Origin of the sequence: Novosphingobium rhizovicinum (genome assembly GCF_040813635.1) — a bacterium.
Classification (GTDB): Bacteria; Pseudomonadota; Alphaproteobacteria; order Sphingomonadales; family Sphingomonadaceae; genus Novosphingobium; species Novosphingobium rhizovicinum.
The window spans coordinates 299211-316612 of the sequence record NZ_JBFNXR010000019.1 but is presented as its reverse complement, the minus strand read 5'-3'; the positions used below and the strand labels follow the sequence as shown (position 1 = coordinate 316612).

At 62.5% G+C, this 17402-nt stretch carries 13 protein-coding genes; 4 read left to right on the top strand and 9 right to left on the bottom strand.

Translation table 11 applies throughout. The features are described from left to right. Nucleotides 1-14: 14 nt before the first annotated feature. Genes ABUH87_RS04330 through ABUH87_RS04315 form a run of 4 tightly spaced genes read right to left on the bottom strand, consistent with a single transcriptional unit; the run spans nt 15 to nt 4646 of the window. On the bottom strand, nt 15-1031 hold the full coding sequence (locus ABUH87_RS04330; protein WP_367770081.1) for an arginine N-succinyltransferase: 1017 nt from the start codon (nt 1029-1031) through the stop codon (nt 15-17). After that, nucleotides 1028-2227: a hydrolase gene (locus tag ABUH87_RS04325; RefSeq protein ID WP_367770078.1), complete on the bottom strand. Its 1200-nt coding sequence runs from the start codon at nt 2225-2227 to the stop codon at nt 1028-1030. The genes ABUH87_RS04330 and ABUH87_RS04325 overlap by 4 nt, the downstream gene beginning before the upstream one ends. Beyond that, entirely contained in the window at nt 2224-3642 is a 1419-nt protein-coding gene (gene astD / locus ABUH87_RS04320; RefSeq protein ID WP_367770076.1) for a succinylglutamate-semialdehyde dehydrogenase, read from the bottom strand. Before astD ends, ABUH87_RS04325 begins: the two co-directional genes overlap by 4 nt. Beyond that, entirely contained in the window at nt 3639-4646 is a 1008-nt protein-coding gene (locus ABUH87_RS04315; RefSeq protein WP_367770071.1) for a 2-oxoadipate dioxygenase/decarboxylase family protein, read from the bottom strand. Before ABUH87_RS04315 ends, astD begins: the two co-directional genes overlap by 4 nt. 306 nt (nt 4647-4952) lie before the next feature. Between ABUH87_RS04315 and ABUH87_RS04310 the strand changes: the two genes are divergently transcribed. Next, nucleotides 4953-6140: a hypothetical protein gene (locus ABUH87_RS04310; protein WP_367770068.1), complete on the top strand. Its 1188-nt coding sequence runs from the start codon at nt 4953-4955 to the stop codon at nt 6138-6140. Between the two features lie 209 nt (nt 6141-6349). Next, complete coding sequence (locus ABUH87_RS04305) at nt 6350-7870, top strand: phospholipase D family protein (RefSeq protein ID WP_367770065.1); 1521 nt, start codon at nt 6350-6352, stop codon at nt 7868-7870. 71 nt (nt 7871-7941) lie between these two features. On the opposite strand, the gene ABUH87_RS04300 is transcribed toward ABUH87_RS04305, so the two are convergent. Next, nucleotides 7942-8544, bottom strand: coding sequence for a DUF4142 domain-containing protein (locus tag ABUH87_RS04300; RefSeq protein WP_367770062.1), 603 nt, complete (start codon nt 8542-8544; stop codon nt 7942-7944). Between the two features lie 354 nt (nt 8545-8898). Between ABUH87_RS04300 and ABUH87_RS04295 the strand changes: the two genes are divergently transcribed. Next, nucleotides 8899-10707, top strand: a complete 1809-nt coding sequence (locus ABUH87_RS04295) for an SLC13 family permease (RefSeq protein ID WP_367770349.1) — start codon at nt 8899-8901, stop codon at nt 10705-10707. A 101-nt stretch (nt 10708-10808) separates the two neighbouring features. Further along, nucleotides 10809-11417 (top strand): flavodoxin family protein, encoded by a 609-nt coding sequence (locus tag ABUH87_RS04290; protein ID WP_367770058.1) that lies wholly within the window; start codon nt 10809-10811, stop codon nt 11415-11417. A gap of 11 nt (nt 11418-11428) precedes the next feature. On the opposite strand, the gene ABUH87_RS04285 is transcribed toward ABUH87_RS04290, so the two are convergent. The 4 genes from ABUH87_RS04285 to ABUH87_RS04270 all read right to left on the bottom strand — a co-directional run bounded on the left by ABUH87_RS04285 (nt 11429) and on the right by ABUH87_RS04270 (nt 17188). Further along, the gene (locus tag ABUH87_RS04285) at nt 11429-12847 is read right to left on the bottom strand and encodes an aromatic ring-hydroxylating oxygenase subunit alpha (protein ID WP_367770054.1); all 1419 of its coding nucleotides are present in this window, start codon (nt 12845-12847) and stop codon (nt 11429-11431) included. A gap of 42 nt (nt 12848-12889) precedes the next feature. After that, nucleotides 12890-13732: a TauD/TfdA dioxygenase family protein gene (locus ABUH87_RS04280; protein WP_367770051.1), complete on the bottom strand. Its 843-nt coding sequence runs from the start codon at nt 13730-13732 to the stop codon at nt 12890-12892. A gap of 127 nt (nt 13733-13859) precedes the next feature. Continuing rightward, nucleotides 13860-15266 carry an aromatic ring-hydroxylating oxygenase subunit alpha gene (locus ABUH87_RS04275; RefSeq protein ID WP_367770048.1) on the bottom strand — a complete coding sequence of 469 codons (1407 nt, stop codon included), beginning with the start codon at nt 15264-15266 and terminating at the stop codon, nt 13860-13862. A gap of 62 nt (nt 15267-15328) precedes the next feature. Then, nucleotides 15329-17188: a flavin-containing monooxygenase gene (locus tag ABUH87_RS04270; protein WP_367770045.1), complete on the bottom strand. Its 1860-nt coding sequence runs from the start codon at nt 17186-17188 to the stop codon at nt 15329-15331. Nucleotides 17189-17402 lie beyond the last annotated feature (214 nt).

Here is a 17402-nt window from a genome sequence, read left to right as displayed (position 1 = left end):
CAAACAGGGCTGGGCTAGACCGGAGCATACGTGACCATATCACCGGGTCGGACACCTAGCGCCCGTGCCGCTTCGTGGTTCAGCGTAATACCGTCCTCTGTCACGCTCGCGTGGGCCAGCGTCGCCCGAAAGGAAGCGAGGCGGCCGCAGGCGACGATATGGTTCGGCTCCCCGTCTGTCTCGCCCACAGCGGCAACTGGAACGCTGCGCGACTCCCGTATGGTACGGATCTGATCGGTCTGAGCGATCATCGTGGGGCCGCCGTCGAAAATGTCGATATAGCCCGCGAAGGAGAAACCTTCCTGTTCCAGCATCCGCATCGCCGGGCGGCCGGTGATATGAGGCTGCCCCATGACTGCGCGCGCCGCATCGGAGAGCAAGGCGGTATAGATCGGATGTTTCGGCATCAGATCGGCGATGAACTGGTTCCCGTGACGCGCGTTGAATTCGTCCGCCTCGACGAAGCTCATTTCGAAGAAGCGTCCCGCCAGGCCGTCCCAGAACGGCGAGTTGCCCGCATCATCGTGCGCTCCGCGAAGCTCTGCGATCGTGCGATCGGCAAAGCGCGCGCGGTGCATGGCCATGAACAGGTAGCGACTGCGTGCCAGCAGCTTGCCCACTCCCGCCGAGCGCTCCGCCGCGTCGAGAAACAGGCCGCCCACTTCGCTGGTACCGTCAAGATCGGTGCAGAGTGTCAGCAGTTCGGCGCGGAATGTCCGGTCCAGTTCCTGCGAGTGCTGGGTCATCGTTCCCATCCGGTAGGAGTAGAACGGCATGGACGATCCGACCCGGGCGAAGATCTGGCACGTTCCGGCTACCCGATTGCTCTCGGTATTCTCAAGGATGAAGACGAACAGGTCGTCGGCTGGCGCATCCTCCTGGCGCGAGAAGCACCCGGCTGCGCGTCTCAACTTCGCTTTCAGCGCAGGGCGGTCGGGAGGCAGGTTCGTGAACCCGCCGCCGGTGCTCTTTGCGATGCGATACAGCGCAGCGAGGTCGCTATCCTGGGCCGGGCGCAGCAGGAAGCTCATCGCTGTGCACCCTGCCGGTCGAGGCGGTGCATGACCAGCGCGGTCAGTCGGGCGCGCGCGTCGAGCGATGAGACGAGCATGAACTCGTCAGGGGAGTGAATGGCACCTCCACAGGCGCCCATGGTGTCGATGACGGGTACGCCGCAAGCTGCGATGTTGTTGCCATCGCAAACGCCTCCGGTGTCTTTCCAGCTCATGGAGTCTCCCAGATCGGCCGCGGCTTGCGAGACGAGAGTGAATAGCCTCTCTGTCGGCGCGCCCACATGCTTGGGTGGGCGGGCGAATGCGCCATGAAGCGCGATCGAGACCTCATGTGAGGCGGCCACTTCGGCTATGGCCGCGTCGATGATCGCCTGTCCGGCGGCAAGATCGTCTGGGCTGCGCGGCCGCATGTTGAAATGCAGCACGGCAAGATCGGGCACCGTGTTGTTCGGCGCCCCTCCTTCGATCCGTGCCGGGTTGACGGTAAGGCCGTCACGGCGCGCTGCGTAGAGGCGCTGTGCAAGCTCAGCGGCTGCCACAAGCGCGTTGCGTCCATCATCCGGATTGCGGCCCGCGTGGGCCGACCGGCCTTTCACGACCACAGCAAAGTTGCCGGACCCCGGACGCGCACGCGCCATGATCCCGCCCGGAAGTGCCGGTTCGTACGTCAGCGCAGCAATCTTGCCCCTCGCCAGCTCGGCGATCAGGGCACCGGAACTCAGCGAACCTGTCTCCTCATCAGAGTTGATCATGACGTCGTAGCCCAACGTAGGCGCGGCTTGCTCATACGCAGCCAATCCGGCCAGCATTAGTGAAAGCCCGCCCTTCATGTCTGCCGTGCCCGGTCCATGCAGTGTATCCGCATCGATCCAGTCGCAGGATTGGAACGGGTGACCGGCGGGGTAGACCGTGTCCATGTGGCCCGTCAGCAGCACCCGCTTTTCGGCCTCAGGGCGCACGCGCAGAACCAGGTGCCGGCCCGTGGACACTGTATGGGTCCGACCGTCCGCGCCGACCTTCTCGACCGGCGACGGGTCTAGCAGCGATACCTCTCCCGGCAGTGCGGAAAAGGCGTCAGCCAGACGCTCCGCCATAGCCGCCAGGCCAGCAAGATTGGCCGTGCCACTGTTGATGGCAGCCCATTCCAGCGTGCGCGACAGGATAGGCTCTCGCTCGATCGCTTCGAGAAAGGCCGTCTCTTCGGGCGCAATCATGGGCGCAGCATTCCGGTGAGGGCATCACTGTTGCCTTCGGGGCTGCCTGCCTCGAAGCTGGCCACGGGATAGGCGCAGTAATCTGCGGCATAGTAGGCGCTAGGCCGGTGATTGCCGCTCCCTCCAAGCCCGCCGAACGGCATTGAGCCCGCCGCACCTGTGGTGGGCCGGTTCCGATTGACCACGCCCGCCCGGCTCTCAAGGACGAAACGCTCCCAGAGGTGATCGTCGGTCGTGACCAGACCGGCCGAAAGGCCAAAGCGGGTGGCATTGGCGGCGGCCACCGCTGCATCGAAATCAGCAACGCGCGTGACTTGGACCACAGGCGCGAATATCTCCTCATCCGGTGCCTGCACGTCGGTCACGTCGATGATGGCGGGGCGCACGAACGCAGGGCTCATGCAATCGAGGATACTGAAGCCGCGCACCTCTCTACCGCCGAGTGCGACCAACTCGTCCGTGCGCGCCTTCGCAGCCTGAGCCGCAGCAGCAGATATGAGCGGTCCGATATAGGGCTGCGGATCCTCGTTCCATCTGCCGATGACGATCCGCCGTGCGAGTGCATCTACGGCCTCGACCAGATCGCGTCCGAAGGAACTGTCGGGGACGATCAACCGCCGCGCACAAGAGCAGCGTTGGCCGGTCGTCACAAAGCTGGATTGGACCACAAGCGAGGCGGCTTCATCCACATTCCCGTCCCAGACGATCAGCGGATTGTTGCCTCCCAGTTCCAGCGCCAGGATGACCTTGGGCCGATCGGCGAAGAGCCTGCGAAACTGCGCACCGGCACCCGCGGAGCCAGTGAAGAGCAGACCGTCGATATCTCCAGCCACCAGCGCCTCGCCGGTGTCCCGCCCGCCTTGGACGATCTGGAAGACACCGTCTGGCAAACCGGCCTCCTTCCAACAGTCCGCCATCGCGGCCCCTGTGGCAGGCGTCATTTCCGAAGGTTTGAAAACCACCGTGTTGCCGGCAAGCAGGGCAGGAACGATGTGCCCATTCGGCAGATGGCCAGGAAAGTTGAAGGGGCCGAGAACGGCCATGACGCCGTGCGGGCGATGGCGCAGAACAGCTTCGCCGAACGCCGTAGAGCTGCGTCGCTCGCCTGCTCGCTCGGCTTGCGCGGTGATGGAGATGTCCACCTTGCCGATCATCGAGCCAAGCTCTGCGCGCGTTTCCCATAGGGGCTTACCGGTCTCGCGAGAGATCACTTCCGCAATCGCTTCGCGTCGCGATTCAAGAGCATGCCTGAACGCCCGGACATGTGCGATGCGCTCGTCCAGCGGCAGCTTGCCCCAGCTTGCGAAGGCGTGGCGCGCACGCTCGATAGCTGCGTTTACTTCGGCAGCATCGGTCGTTGCGCCTTCCCATACGAGTTCGCCGCTAGCTGGGTCTCTGGATTGCAGCATGGTCATGTGCCCCTCGTTACAGCGAAGATCCCGGTAGCGTTGCCGCTGTCGAACGTCAGGTCGAGCTTGCCAGTGGCAGGATCGATGTCACGAGAGATGAATTCGTAAAAGGAGCCCGGCACGAGACGCTGCGTTGTCGTGCCATCGGGCATCCGGAACGAGCGCTGCACCTTGTCGGCCAGGATCGCGGTCTGACGCACCCGGCCATTGGATGAAACCTCGACCGCCTCTTTCATCGGATATCCGCGCTCTTTAAGCTCTGCCGCCAGCTTCTCCACGTCAGGGACGCGGGTGGTCGCATGATTGAAAGCGTTGCCTTCGGTGGCGATCCAGGCGGCCTCCTTTGAATGGGCAAGCAGGGCATTATAGTCCGCCAAGCCGGGGGCAGCGTGCTGGCGGCCGAACGCGGCTGTAAGACTTTTCAGCAAGGCAAGAGCGTCGGCGAAGGGTAGCCAGCCGTCGCGCTCCAGCTTCTCGAGCCGGTCTCCATCCGATGGACTTACGGGATCGGTCGAGGTTCCGAATACGCGCTGAGCGGCCTCCTGCGCCTCTTCCGGCAGTTGATCGATATGAAGCTCGCTGACGAAGAACTGCGGGATAGTCTCCGGACAATCGGAGTGTACGTAAGCACGACCCGTCATTTTCAGCGCGGGCAGCGGATAAATGTCTGCGACGGTATAGCCCAGCGGCTCCAGCAAACGGCCGAAGGCGCCGTGTCCGGACGGCAGGTTGCCTGTATCGCCCGCGATGGTGCGCAAAGCGCCATGATCGAACACGATAAGCTCACCGCTCTCGCGAACCTCCTCGACATGACGCGCTGCAGTCGGTACCCGCGCAAGCAGATCGTCGAACAGCGCTGCGTTGAGCGCCATGGCGAGCACTTCCCTGGAGACCGGCTCCTCGCGGGTCAGCAGAGACGAAGGAAGCTCCAGCGTGTGCAGTCCGCGCTCAGCCCGGATTTCGCCGACGGCCGATCCGAGCAAGCGTGCAATGGTGGTTCTGCCAGCCATGACCCTTCCAACCCCTATTGTTTTCGTTTGTTGCGAGCATAAGCAACTTTAGATCGGGAGCAACCCACTCAGAGGGGCGCGGATCGGGAGGATAACTGTTCCTTTATCTTGCAGCCAGCACGGATGAGCGCAGTGATTGGTTAACTGCCTTGTGCCGGAGCATGTACTTTCATAGCCATCGTAAGGTGCTCAAAGACCTTGAATAAGCGAGTCGTCAGAGAGCATCATCTTTTTTGCAGCGTGAATGGAACCGACGTCCTTGCGCTGCATTTGTGAGCCGCTCCTGCTCTCTGAACGGATGCTCGGATGAATCACGTCTTTCGCAGTCTGTATAAAGTCCGTCCTCAACACTCCGCGAAGATCCACTCGATCTTCAAGGCCAGCGAAATGCAGGTGCCGCGGCAATTGCCGATCGCAGCTGTGATTGCGATGAGCGACTCCAAAGGGATACTGCAGCAGGTCTCTGCTTCTGCACCGGAAGGGGGACGCTACCGTCTGGACGACAATGTCCGAGCGCTGATGCTGATGAGCGCTGCGGAAGGGTTGCCGCCGTCAGACCGCATGTGCTGGTCCACCACGTTCGCGGCTTTCGTCCAGGCCGCCTGGGAGATGCAGAGAGGGCACTTTCGCGAAATCATGCACTCGGATGGTCGTTGGTCCGGGTGTGAAGCGTCGGAGGATGCATACGGACAGGCCTTGTGGGGCCTTGGCCATGCGGCAGAGCTTGCGCCGCTTCCCGATATCCGAAACTGGGCGCGCTGCTTCTACGATCGGGTCATGGAGTGGCCTGCTGAGCTTGGATCTCCTCTCGCGATCGCATTGAAGACCTTGGGGGCAGGCGCAATGCTGCGCGCCTGCCCGGGACACGCCGCCGCACGCGATGCGTTGCAGCAGGGTGGTGACATTCTTCAGAAATTGCTGGGTGGTGAGCGGAGGCCTGACTGGGCTTGGTTCGAGGCTGTGGTTGCGCAAGAGAGCCCGCGCTTACCGCAGGCGCTGATCGAGGCGGGCGCCGCCCTCGGCCGTGATGACTGGGTCGCTTCAGGCGTCGAGACGCTGGAATGGGTTTGCGGGCATCAGGTCTCTTCCACCGGCTTCTTCCGGCCGATCGGCTCGGAGTTGCATGGGACGGGCTACGTCTCTCCTACCGCCGACAGGCAGCCGCTGGAGGCACAGGCGACGATAGAGGCATGTCTCACTGCCCACATGGCACACGCCTCCGAATTGTGGTTCCAGCATGCGATGACTGCATGGCGCTGGTTCCTGGGCGGGAACGATCAATCTTTGCCGATCGCGGATCTGGCGACCGGGCGTTGCAGAGGCGGCATGGGAGGTGCAGGCGCCCACCTGGATTGCGGAGCCGAGAGCACCCTGGCTTTCCAGCTTGCTCACTGCGCCATGCTTGCTCTTCATCGCCGATCGCATGACGCTCTTGCACCTCGCTCTCAGAACGACACGCGCGAGATAGCGGCGGCGGAGCCACTCAGAGCCTGATCCTCAGAATGGTAGTGCCTACCTGAACGCGAGCTTCCCGCGTCGCGCCTCGGTGCTTGGATGTGCGCCAGCAGCTGTTATGGCGGCCCATGGCCTGCGAAGTCGTCCCACAGCTCCGACACCACTGTCTCCGCCTGCCGCCGGCCATGCTGTCGACGGTGGAACCCGCAGGCGCGTCTGCGGTTCTCGGATAGGGGGGACATCGCTCTGTGAAACGCCTGAAGGCCCTGCAACTGCCGCCGCCCGGCGTTTACCCCTCTTCGCATGCAGACCTCAACACGCAGTCGACGATGCTTGGTCGCGAAGTCGAAATGCTTGGACCACATCTGGGTGGCTTGAGTGGGCACAAGCTGCTGAACGAGGGCAAGGACGCCTTCGCTGCCCGCGTGCTCCTTGCGCGCTCCGCCGAGCGTACGCTGGATGTGCAGTATTACATTTGGCACGATGACCTGTCCGGCTCGCTGCTACTGGACGAGCTGGAAGCGGCAGCGCAGCGCGGAGTCCGGGTTCGCCTGCTGCTCGATGATGTTGGCACGTCGCGCCTCGACGTGCGGTTGGCGTGCCTTGCCGCCCAGCCAAACTTCGAGGTGCGGCTCTACAATCCCTGCGTGATCCGTTACCCAAAGCCGATCAATTATCTCTTCGACTTCCGACGTTTGAACCGGCGCATGCACGCGAAGAGCTTCACGGTTGACAGCCAGGCCACGATCTTGGGCGGCCGCAACATCGGTGATGAGTACTTCGCTGCCCGCAAGAGCGGCCTTTTCGCCGATCTCGATGTCCTCGCAGTGGGAGCCGTGGTGCCGCATGTTTCAAGGGCGTTCGACGACTGCTGGAATGGCCCCGACGTGCGGCCGGTCGCAAGTCTGGTGGGCAGCGTATCCAGCCGAAGGCGCAGGAAAATGGAACGTGCGCGGGACCGCCTCGCAACAAGCGAACGGGCGGAACGCTACCGGGAGGCAGTGCGTTGTCGGCGCCTTTTCGGGGAGTTGATTGATGGCACGATGAAGATGATCTGGGCGCCGTCTCGCATGGTCAATCACGACTATCAGAGTGGAGAAGCGCAAACCGGCGTAACCGATCTTCATGCACTGCTGCCGTCTTCCCTTGCGTTGCCGCGAAAGTCCCTCGACATCATTTCCGGGTACTTCGTTCCGACACAAGAAGGCGCGACCGATCTGATAAAGCTGGTCAGGAGCGGGGTTCGAGTGCGGGTTCTGACCAATTCGTATGCAGCAACGGACGTGGGTTTCGTTCACGCAGGCTACGCTCCCTGGCGGCGAGCGCTGCTGCGTGCGGGAATCCAGATCTACGAAATGCCCGCTCCTGACGACAAGCCGAAGACGGCCCGCAAGTTCGTTCGTGCGAGCTCCGCTCGTTCTCGCGCCCTGCGAAATGAAGGCCGCAGCCTGCATGCGAAAATGTTCGGGGTCGACGGGCGCGAAGTCTATATCGGCTCGGCGAACTTCGACCCTCGTTCCGCCTGTTTCAACACGGAGCTGGGTCTCGTCATTGAGTCACCTGAACTCGCTGGGGATCTCGCGCAGACGTTCAGCCATGACATTGCCGAGAACGTCTACCGTCTGGGGGTGACTGACGATGACCGGCTCTACTGGGTCGATAGGCGTGACGACCATCCGATGCGTGAATTCGTCGAACCCGGCACGGGACTGTTCAGCCGCGCATTGGTGGCCGTCCTTTCGCGCTTGCCTATCGAGAAGTATCTCTGAAGCGCTGAGGACGCCCACGCTCGTGCCCGAATGAAGCATTCGATCCGGGCACGAGCAGGGCTGAGCGGGAGTTAGGCGCTCGTCTTCATGCCCCTGACCATCTCAAGATGGTTCTCGATCTTGGGTGCAATTTCGGCCGCAAGCTTCTTGAGAGCTTCGTTGTCGCCATCTTCGGCAAAGCCGCGATGGAGGTTGAGAGCCTCCTCGTGGGCTGCGGTCTGCTGCTCAAGATACGCCTTGTCGAACTCGGCACCGGACAGGCCCTTGAGGTTGTCCAGCATGCCCTGGCGCCGCGAATCCAGCGATGTGGGCGGGGTGATGTTGAGGTTGGCTGACGCCACGGTAGACTTCAGCTGATCTGTCGTGGCGGTATGATCGTTGATCATCTTCTGAGCGAACTGCTTCACCTCGGCTGACTGCGCTTTCTCCAGCGCAAGTTGGCTCGACTGAACCTCATACATGTCGCTAATGGCAGCGTTGGTGACATACCCATCAGCTGTGTTCACCATGGGAGCTGTGACTGCGCCGACTGCGGCAGCGGTGGTGTCTTCGACTGCGCTGACGGCCGAGCCTGCGGCGTCACTCATCTCGTTGGTCACGTCGGCCGCGTTCTCGCTGCTGCCGCAGGCGGTGAGGGCGAGGGTGGATGCGGCTATCAGAACGAGTCTTTTCATGGCACTTTCTCCGTGTGGCGCGTGGGCAAGGCTTGCAGGTCGTTGTGCCAATGCCTTGATCCCGTGTGCGTTCTCTGAACTGGAGCGGAGGATAAATGTTCCAGCAGATTACACGCGGAAGCGCCCGAGCACGCTCGAGGGCGTTCGAAGTGATCACTCAGATAAGCGCTGTCGCCGGGGGATGTTCCCGGATCCCTGCTATATCCTCCGTACGGCCTGAGCGCCTTTCCGGCAAAAGCGGCAGGCCAGAACAGTAAATCGGATGAAGGTGCGATAGCGCCGCTTGCCACCTTCTGCGATGCAGTGAATTGGCGATGTGAGCGCGTGTGCGTTCCATCTTGAGGAGGTTCTTTTATTTCGCACCCTCTTGCTCCCATTCTGGCCCAACACAGCGCCGTCATCGGACTGTTTCTGCTCGCCGTTCTCCTGACTGCATTTGCCACTGAACGGCTCCCGCCGGTGGTGATCGCCCTGGTGGCCGGAGTCTTGATGATGGTGCTGGGTTTTCTCCCTCCATCCGAGTTACTGCAGGTTTTCAGCAATACGGCGCCCGTGACGATCGGTGCCATGTTCGTCCTGTCCGGCGCTCTCCTGCGGACCGGAGTGCTGGAAGAGATATCCGGTTGGGTGCTGCGCCGTTCCATGCGCAGGCCGCGTCTTGCGATGGCGGAGATCGGTGCGGGCGCATTCGCCGCATCCGCGGTGATGAACAACACGCCGGTGGTGATCGTGATGATACCCATCATCAAGCGCCTCGGCAGGGTGATTGGAACCAGTGCAACGCGTCTGCTGATTCCGCTGTCTTATGTCACCATTCTGGGCGGAACGTTGACGCTGATCGGAACCTCGACAAACCTGCTGGTCAACGGCGTCGCACAGGAGCAGGGGCTACCCGGCTTCGGGATGTTCGAGATCACCGGCGTGGGCCTGATTACGGCGGTGGCAGGCATCGGCTTCCTTGGGCTCGTCGGCCCTTGGCTGCTTCCTGACCGGGAGGAACCTGGCGCAGGTGAACACGGCGAAAGCGACAACTACCTTTCTCACCTGGTACTGCTCGCGGATAGCCGGCTGGTGGGTCAGGTGCTGGAGGAGACTGGACTCAGCCGCCGGCAAGGCGTGCAGGTAATCGCTATCAGGCGTGGCCAGACTACACTGCGCAAGCAACTCGGCGAGGTGGAGTTGCAGGCGGGCGATCAACTGGTTGTCTCCGCCAGCCCCGCCGAGCTGGCATCGCTGGCGGAAGAGCAGGACTTTCGAGTGGGGCTGACCGGCATTGGCGGCGGCATCGTCACGGCCGGGCCTGAAAGAGCCGAGGATGCGCGGCTGGTCGAGGCCGTTGTTTCACCATCGCATCCGGTAATCGGGCGCCGTCTTGCAGACATCCCGATGCTGTCGCGCCTGCGGGTAAGAGTGCTCGGCCTTTCGCGCCCCCGTCATCTTCCCGGTCCCGATCTCGCCAACGCACGGGTGCGTGCCGCCGACCGTCTGCTGATCGCCGCTGGCGAGGATGCCGCAATCGCGCTCGCCAGCAACATTGGACTCGCGCAAGTCGCGGAAGCACCCGCGCGTGCGTTCAAGCGGCAAAAGGCGCCGATTGCCGCTGCGGTGCTTGCCCTGGTCGTACTGGGGTCCGCGTTGCTCAATCTGCCGATCGAGGCTCTGGCTCTCGTGGGCGTTGCGGTGGTCCTGATTACGCGTTGCATCGAGCCGGAAGAGGCGTGGAGCACGATCGACGGCAACACGCTCGTGCTCATCTTCGGAATGCTGGCTTTCGGCACGGGGCTGCAGGCGGCCGGGACAGTTCAGCTGATCGTGGATTTCATCCGCCCAGCGCTCACACATGCGTCCCCTCTGGTCCTTCTGTTTGCGATCTACGCACTGACGAGCGCTCTGACGGAGACGGTCACCAACAACGCCGTTGCGGTCATCATGACGCCGCTGGTCATAGGGCTTAGCGAGGCGATGGGCACTGACCCGAGGCCGCTCATCGTGGCGATCATGTTCGGTGCAAGCGCCAGTTTCGCCACGCCCATTGGCTATCAGACGAATACGTTGGTCTACGGTGCCGCCAACTACCGGTTTACGGACTTCATCAAAGTAGGTCTACCGATGAACATCGTGGTCGGGATTGCCGCGTGTTTTGCGATCAACTGGTTGTTCTAGGTAGTGGAGGTGTGCACTGAGGGGCAGGGGCACGAAAGGGCCTGCGCTGCGTTTCCTCGGCTGATCCCGCCGCTCTGCGGTGCTCAGCGAGGAGACGAAACATGCCGCTCAAAGCCATCGCGCTGAATTGCACACTCAAGGCCGAAGAGGGCGAGTCATCGTCTACTGACGCAATGATCGCGGTGCTGGGAAAAGCCTTTCACCAGCACGACGTCGAGATATCAGAGACCGTCCGCGTGGCGGCGCTCAACATCAAGCCGGGGGTCACGTCTGACGAAGGAGACGGTGATGACTGGCCCGCGTTGCGCGAGAAGATTCTCGCTCACGACGTCCTCATCTTTGGCGGGCCGATTTGGCTCGGTCAGATCGGCAGCGTCGCCAAGCGCGTGCTGGAGCGAATGGACGCCTTCCTCTCCGAGACGGACGATCAAGGCCGGATGCCGAGCTATGGCAAAGTCGCTGTCGCGGCCATCGTCGGGAATGAAGACGGTGCTCACTTCCTCTCCGCTCAACTGTTTCAGGCTTTGAACGACGTGGGTTGGACCATCCCGGCGGTCGCCGCCTGCTACTGGGTCGGAGAGGCGATGGGCTCCACAGATTTCAAGGATCTGCCCGAGACGCCGGAGAAGGTTACCAAGACAGCCGGGATGGTTGCTTCCAACGCAGCCCACCTAGCCGGTCTGCTGAAGGAAGCGCCCTATCCCGGCTAAGGCGGACCGGGTTAAACCAGAAGCGCCTCGATGATCGGGCCATCGAAGTTGCCGCCCAGCTGCCGGTTGGCGGTGGCCAGCTTCTCCGGCTCGCACCCCGCAATATAGCCGTCGATCAGCCTCTGATAGTTGCTGATCAGGCCTTCCACCTGGCCCGAGAGTCGCATGTATTCGAAGCCCTCACTGTGCAGTCCCTTCTGCTGCAGCGGGATATTCGAATAGTCCTGTCGGGGGATCTGCGGGAAGTCCTGACTGTTGTAGGGCAGCACCGTGGGTTCCATCGGCACTTCCGGCTCCTCGCCCGGCGCGAAGTGGGTGAGGGACCAGATCTCGAAGCGGCACGTCTCCGGTCCCGTCGGGCGGATACGATAGCTGGCCATGGAGGTGAAGAACGGCAGCAGGAAATAGTGCGGGAACAGATACTCGACCGCATTCACCGGATCGGATTGGCAGACTGCATTGAGATCCGGTACGTCCTCGCCGCGCTCGCGCAGCTTTCGCGTGATCGCCTCCTGGACGATCCCGAACCACATCGGGACCGCCTCGGCGACGGTCGGCGGCAGGTCGACATCGACGAGTTCGCGCGCGATCTCGACCTCCTTGGCGTGGCACATGCCCGCCATGCCATTGCTGAGCAGTTCCAGGTTCTCTATCTGGCTGCGGATGTTCTCCGCGACCGATTGGTCGGGGTCGATCGGCAGGCCGATGCCGCCAGTGTCGTTGCCATAGCGCGGGTTGTAGAGCGTCGGCACCGCCCGCTGCAGCTGCGGGTGAGTCATCATCACATGGTAGCCTTCCATGAAGGCCTCCATCGCGATCTTCCAGTTTGCGGGAAGATCGGTGGCGAACCACCATTCGGAGCGCAGCTTGCTCATCCCGTGTGCTTCCAGACGGTCGAGCACCGGGCCGTAGGTGTCGCGCAGGGAAGGTGCGTCGCGGTCGTGGTTGATGAAGGCGCAGCCGCCCCAGGTCTCGACCTTCACCGGCTTCAAAGCGAGTTCGGCGTGGTCGAGCTGGTCCTGATCGAACAGCTGGCGCCCGTAGACGAAGGTGTTCTCGCCATCCATGTTCCAACGCCAGCCGTGGAACGGGCAGATGAAGCCACTGTGCGCGCAATTGCCGGAGGACTGGCCATCGCCGCCGGCGATCGGCACCCCGCGGTGGCGGCAGTGATTGTGATAGGCCTTCACCCCCTCGGCAGTGCGGACCACGAGCACCGACTTGCCGACGTTCTCGTACTCCACCCAGTCGCCGACCTCGGGGATCTGCTCAAGGCGGCAGGCCATCTGCCAGGCGCGCGGCCATAGCTGCTCGCACTCCAGCTTGTAGAACTCCTCGTCGTAGTATCGGGCGGCGGGCACTTGGCGCGGGTCGATGATCGGGAAAGGATTGCCCGCGCGAAGACGCTCGTTGAAATCGAAATCAGCCATGAGGCACCTCTCTGTTGGGGCTTGCGGCAGCCGTTTGCCGGGTCAGGCGAAAGGTTCGCCACCCATCAGAATGGTGCGGTGGAGCAGGCGACCGCAGTCCGGGTCGTAGGGCATGGCGCGATGCAGAGTGCCGGTGTTGTCCCACATCACCGAGTCCCCCACGCTCCATTCGTGGCTGTAGTGGTAGGGCTCGCTGGTGGCGAACTCGCGCAGACCGTGCAGGATGCGCGCGCTCTCGGCCAGCGACATTCCGACCACCTGCTGTGCGGTGTTACCCAGCACCAGCGACTTGCGGCCCGACTGATGCGTCCACACCAGCGGCAGCTCGACCTCGCCCTTCGATTGCCAGTCCTTGAGCTGGGCGAGGCTGGGTTCGGGGCAGTGATAGAGTTGTGACGCCCACATGGAATGGACCACCTTCAGGCCTTCGATCTCGGCCTTTGTCTCCTCGGGAAGGTCGTCGTAGGCGGCGTAGCAGTTGGCGAATTCAGTGTTGCCGCCCCAGGTGGGGAGAACCTTGCTGGTCAGAATGGAGCCACGGATCGGCACAGAGTTCATTGTCCCGTCGATGTGCCAGAACAGCGAGCCCTTGAGGTATTCGACGGCCTCCTTGTTAATCGACTTGTCGAGCGAAATCGGGAAGACATCCTGCCCGCGGATCTCGCGCGCATTGCCCCCGAGACTGTCGGTGAAGGCGACCTGCTCGGGGTCGGTGAAGTGCAGCAGCGGAAATACCAGCACGCCGCGCTGCTCGAGCAGGTCGTTGATCTGATCGGTCAGTTCACCGCTCAGCAGCTCGTCCTTGGTGTTAAGGATACGTGCGCCGATCTTGGACTTGATGATCTCGTACTTCAGTGCGGTGCGGGTGGTTGCGGCAGTTGCCATGGCATCTCTCCATGCAGGACCGCCGGTAACAGCTCGGCGGCATCAGCGTTGATGACAGGATGGTGAAGCACAGGTGCGCCGGCGACTTTGATCTTGCGCAAACAAGCCGCCGCGCCTTCTGCTTATTTCAATCGAGCGGTACGGGCGCCCCGGTCCCCATGAAGCGCGCAAGGCCGCGATGCAGGTTGGTGACCTTGCGCTCCTGCCACGGATTGGGAAGATTGCCCCGGAAGCCGCGCGACTTCAGGCCACGTTGCATCTCCACCATGTTGGAGATGTCCTGTGCGATGACGTGCGGCCATTGGCTCAAATCCTGCTCCAGGAACGTCCACTCTGTCTTTGGCTCCTCGCCGGGCGCAAAGCGGTCGAGCGCAACAGCCTCATAGATGCACCTGTCGGGATCGGAGCCATAGGGTCGTACGCGGTAGTACAGCGCGAATGTCGGACCGGGCAGGATGTTCATGTTCGGGAAGATCGACAGCGCGAGGCCCGCCGCAGCCATCTGGGCGTCGGTGATGGCAGGCCACTGTACGCCGCGCATCGCATCATCGGCTTTGGCTGACTCGATCCAATGACGGTGAACCTCGTGGGGAGCGGTGCCTTCCGGGAGTTCGTCGACGAGCCGCTGCGCAGCCTTCACTAGAGTCTCGGTGGTGGAGGCGCCGATGGTGTCCCAGAATTCCTGCTGCATGCGCGCGATGCTCACGCGTGCATCCTCGCCCTTCGCGGCGCGATGCACGGTGGTTTCGGCGGCCGACCCGTCGGCGGCATGATCCTTGGTGTCGAAGCCGTCGTTGCCGTGCAGGCCAAGCGCCTTCGACCAGGCGTAGAAGTCCCCGTACTTGGTGAGTTGCGGATGCGTGCCGGCGACGTGATAGGGCTCCAGGAAGGCTTCGAGCGCCACCTTCCAGTTACAGTCGAACACGCCCCATACCCGGAAGCGGTAGCGCATCTGATCGAATTCGAACGGATCCAGCAGGGAGGCGATCGGCTCCAGATAGTCCCGCAGCGGCCCCGCCGCAGGGTCCATGTTGATCCAGATCCATCCGCCCCAGGTATCGACCTGCACGGGCGTGAGGCTGGTGCGCTCCTCGGTAAGAGTGCCCTGCCAGTCCTCCTTGTCGAGGATGTGCGTCGCCTTGCCGTCAACGTTGAACGTCCACGCGTGATAAGGGCAGGCGAAGGCGCCCTGCCGACCGCATGCGCTGTGCTCACCCTTGCTTTGCGGCAGAAGACCGTGTCCACCGCCGCAGTTGTTGCCGACCAGCCGTCGCCCGCGATGCGGACAGACATTGTGGTAGGCCTTGATGGTCTCCTTGTCCGCACGCACGATCAGGATCGAGTCATGGCCGATGTTGTAGGTGATGTAATTTCCCGGCTCCGGGATCTCCTCCACTCGACCGGCCTGCTGCCAGACCTTGGACCAGAGGCGGTCACCTTCGGCTTCGGCATAAGCGCGGCTGGTATAAGCCTCGGCGGGGAAGGTGAGCGGTTCGGACAAGTCTTCCGCGATGATCTTTTCAGGCTTGTTCATGACATCCTCCTCAGACGTTGGAGGCGTCCCGGCGGTCGGGCCGGTGCGCCTCCCGTCGTTCTTCACTCTGCTGGTTCGAGAGCGGCTTCGGGGGTGAGGGAGAGGCCCTTCAGTTCGCCCGCCTCGCGCCAGCGCTGGAGCATGGCCTCGAAGGCGTAATAGCCCTCGCCCCAGGGCTCACCGAAGATGTGGCGCTTCTTGGTCGCGTCGCCTTCGTTGTTGAAGTAGCTGGGCGTGCACTCGTTGACGTAGGCGGAGTTGTCGACCGCGACCGAACGGAGGTGCGCAATATAGGCGTCCTGCGCCTCCTGCGTGGGCTCAACCACTGCCACGCCGCGCTTGATCGCTTCGCTGGCGATGTAGCCGATGTGGCGGCCCTGATCGATGAACGTCTTGGAGTTGGTGGCATTGGCTCCGGCCTGGGTGAAGCCGGTGAAGAACATGTTGGGGAAGTTGTGCGCCATCATCCCCTGGAATGTCTGGAAGCCCTCGCGCCAGTAGTCGTAGATCGAAAGCCCCTCACGCCCGGCTATGACATCGATGCCCCAGCGCCGGTCGAGATCGTTGGTTACCTCGTAGCCGGAGGCGAAAATCAGGCAGTCGATCTCGTATTCCTCGCCCTTGTGGACGAAGCCGTTCTCAGTCAGGCGCTCCAGCCCCTGCGTTTCAGCGACGTCGATCAGTTTGACGTTCGGGCGGTTGAAGGTCGGGTAGAAGTCGTCGTTCGAGCAGGGCCGTTTGCACAAGTAACGGTAGTAGGGCTTGAGCGCCTCGGCCGTTTCGGGATCGTTGACCATGGCATCGACGCGGGCGCGCAGGCGCTCCATCACGCGATAGTCCATCACCTCGCGGCGGCGGGCGAATTCCTCTGGCGTGACGTCGGGCCAGCCTTCCGCTTCCAGTTCGGCGTTTACGTTGCGGCTGATCTCGGTCCAGATGTCCTCGACCAGATCCGGTTCGCCGGGCGACAGCCGCTCCATGGCGGCATGGTGGAAGTTCTCGATACGCGCGTTCTGCCATCCGTCGGGCTGCGCGGCGAACCATTCGGGATCGGTCGGACGGTTGTTGCGGAAGTCGATGGTCGATGGGGTGCGCTGGATGACGTAGAGCTGCTTGGCGTATTTACCGAGATACGGGACGACCTGCACGGCCGTGGCGCCGGTGCCGATGATGGCCACGCGTTTGTCCTTCAGCTTCTCCAACTCGGGACGGCCCCACTCGCCGCCGGTGTACTCATAGTCCCAGCGGGCGGTGTGGAACATCTTGCCCTTGAAGTCGTCCATGCCCAGGATGCCGGGCAGCTTGGGCTTGTTGAGGGGGCCCATGGCGAGGACGACGAAGCGGGCCTTGATCTGGTCGCCACGGTTGGTGCCCACGTGCCAGCGGTTGATCGCCGGGTCCCAGTTCACTGTCTTGATGAGGGTGTGGAACAGCGCGTTGTCGTAAAGGCCGAAGTGCTTGGCGATGATACGGCAGTGCGCCTGAATCTCGATGCCGTCCGCGAACTTCCTGGATGGCATATAGCCCGTTTCTTCCAGCAACGGCATATAGCATAGCGCATCGTTGTCGCACTGGATCCCGGGATAGCGGTTCCAGTACCATGTGCCGCCAAAGTCGCCGCCATGATCGACGTTGTAGAAATCGTCGATGCCAGCCTTCTTCAGCTGCGCGGCAACCATCATGCCGCAGTAGCCCGCGCCCAGGATGACCACGTCGGTCTCGCCGGTGATCGGATCGCGCGGCACCACCGGGTTGTATGGATCGTGCTCGTAGATGTCGGCGTACTTGCCGCTGGTCGGGACGTACTGGTCGTTGGCTTCCTTCTTGATGCGACGGTCCCGCTCGGCGAGGTACTTGGCCCGGATCGCGGGAATATCGATCTGGTCGGCGGGTGGGCAGACGGTCGGGTTGTAGAGCGACATGGCATCCTCGCGAAGTTCTAATCAACAGTGCTGTTCATTTAACCTGCGAGTCGCTGCCGAACCTTGATCGCGATCAAAATGCCGGATGGCGCTGTCGATGACGCGGGCCTCACGCATGTTTGACCTCGATCAATGGCGCAATCGATGGGCGCGGGCAGCTTTGCGGATAAGGCGCCGATCAGCGGCCCCTCTGCTCACCTTGAGAGGATCGACC

Coding starts and splice junctions, on each gene's coding strand:
- ABUH87_RS04330 (WP_367770081.1), bottom strand. CDS start 1,031: ATGAGCTTCCTGCTGCGCCCGGCCCAGGATAGCGACCTCGCTGCGCTG.
- ABUH87_RS04325 (WP_367770078.1), bottom strand. CDS start 2,227: ATGATTGCGCCCGAAGAGACGGCCTTTCTCGAAGCGATCGAGCGAGAG.
- astD (WP_367770076.1), bottom strand. CDS start 3,642: ATGACCATGCTGCAATCCAGAGACCCAGCTAGCGGCGAACTCGTATGG.
- ABUH87_RS04315 (WP_367770071.1), bottom strand. CDS start 4,646: ATGGCTGGCAGAACCACCATTGCACGCTTGCTCGGATCGGCCGTCGGC.
- ABUH87_RS04310 (WP_367770068.1), top strand. CDS start 4,953: ATGAATCACGTCTTTCGCAGTCTGTATAAAGTCCGTCCTCAACACTCC.
- ABUH87_RS04300 (WP_367770062.1), bottom strand. CDS start 8,544: ATGAAAAGACTCGTTCTGATAGCCGCATCCACCCTCGCCCTCACCGCC.
- ABUH87_RS04290 (WP_367770058.1), top strand. CDS start 10,809: ATGCCGCTCAAAGCCATCGCGCTGAATTGCACACTCAAGGCCGAAGAG.
- ABUH87_RS04285 (WP_367770054.1), bottom strand. CDS start 12,847: ATGGCTGATTTCGATTTCAACGAGCGTCTTCGCGCGGGCAATCCTTTC.
- ABUH87_RS04280 (WP_367770051.1), bottom strand. CDS start 13,732: ATGGCAACTGCCGCAACCACCCGCACCGCACTGAAGTACGAGATCATC.
- ABUH87_RS04275 (WP_367770048.1), bottom strand. CDS start 15,266: ATGAACAAGCCTGAAAAGATCATCGCGGAAGACTTGTCCGAACCGCTC.
- ABUH87_RS04270 (WP_367770045.1), bottom strand. CDS start 17,188: ATGTCGCTCTACAACCCGACCGTCTGCCCACCCGCCGACCAGATCGAT.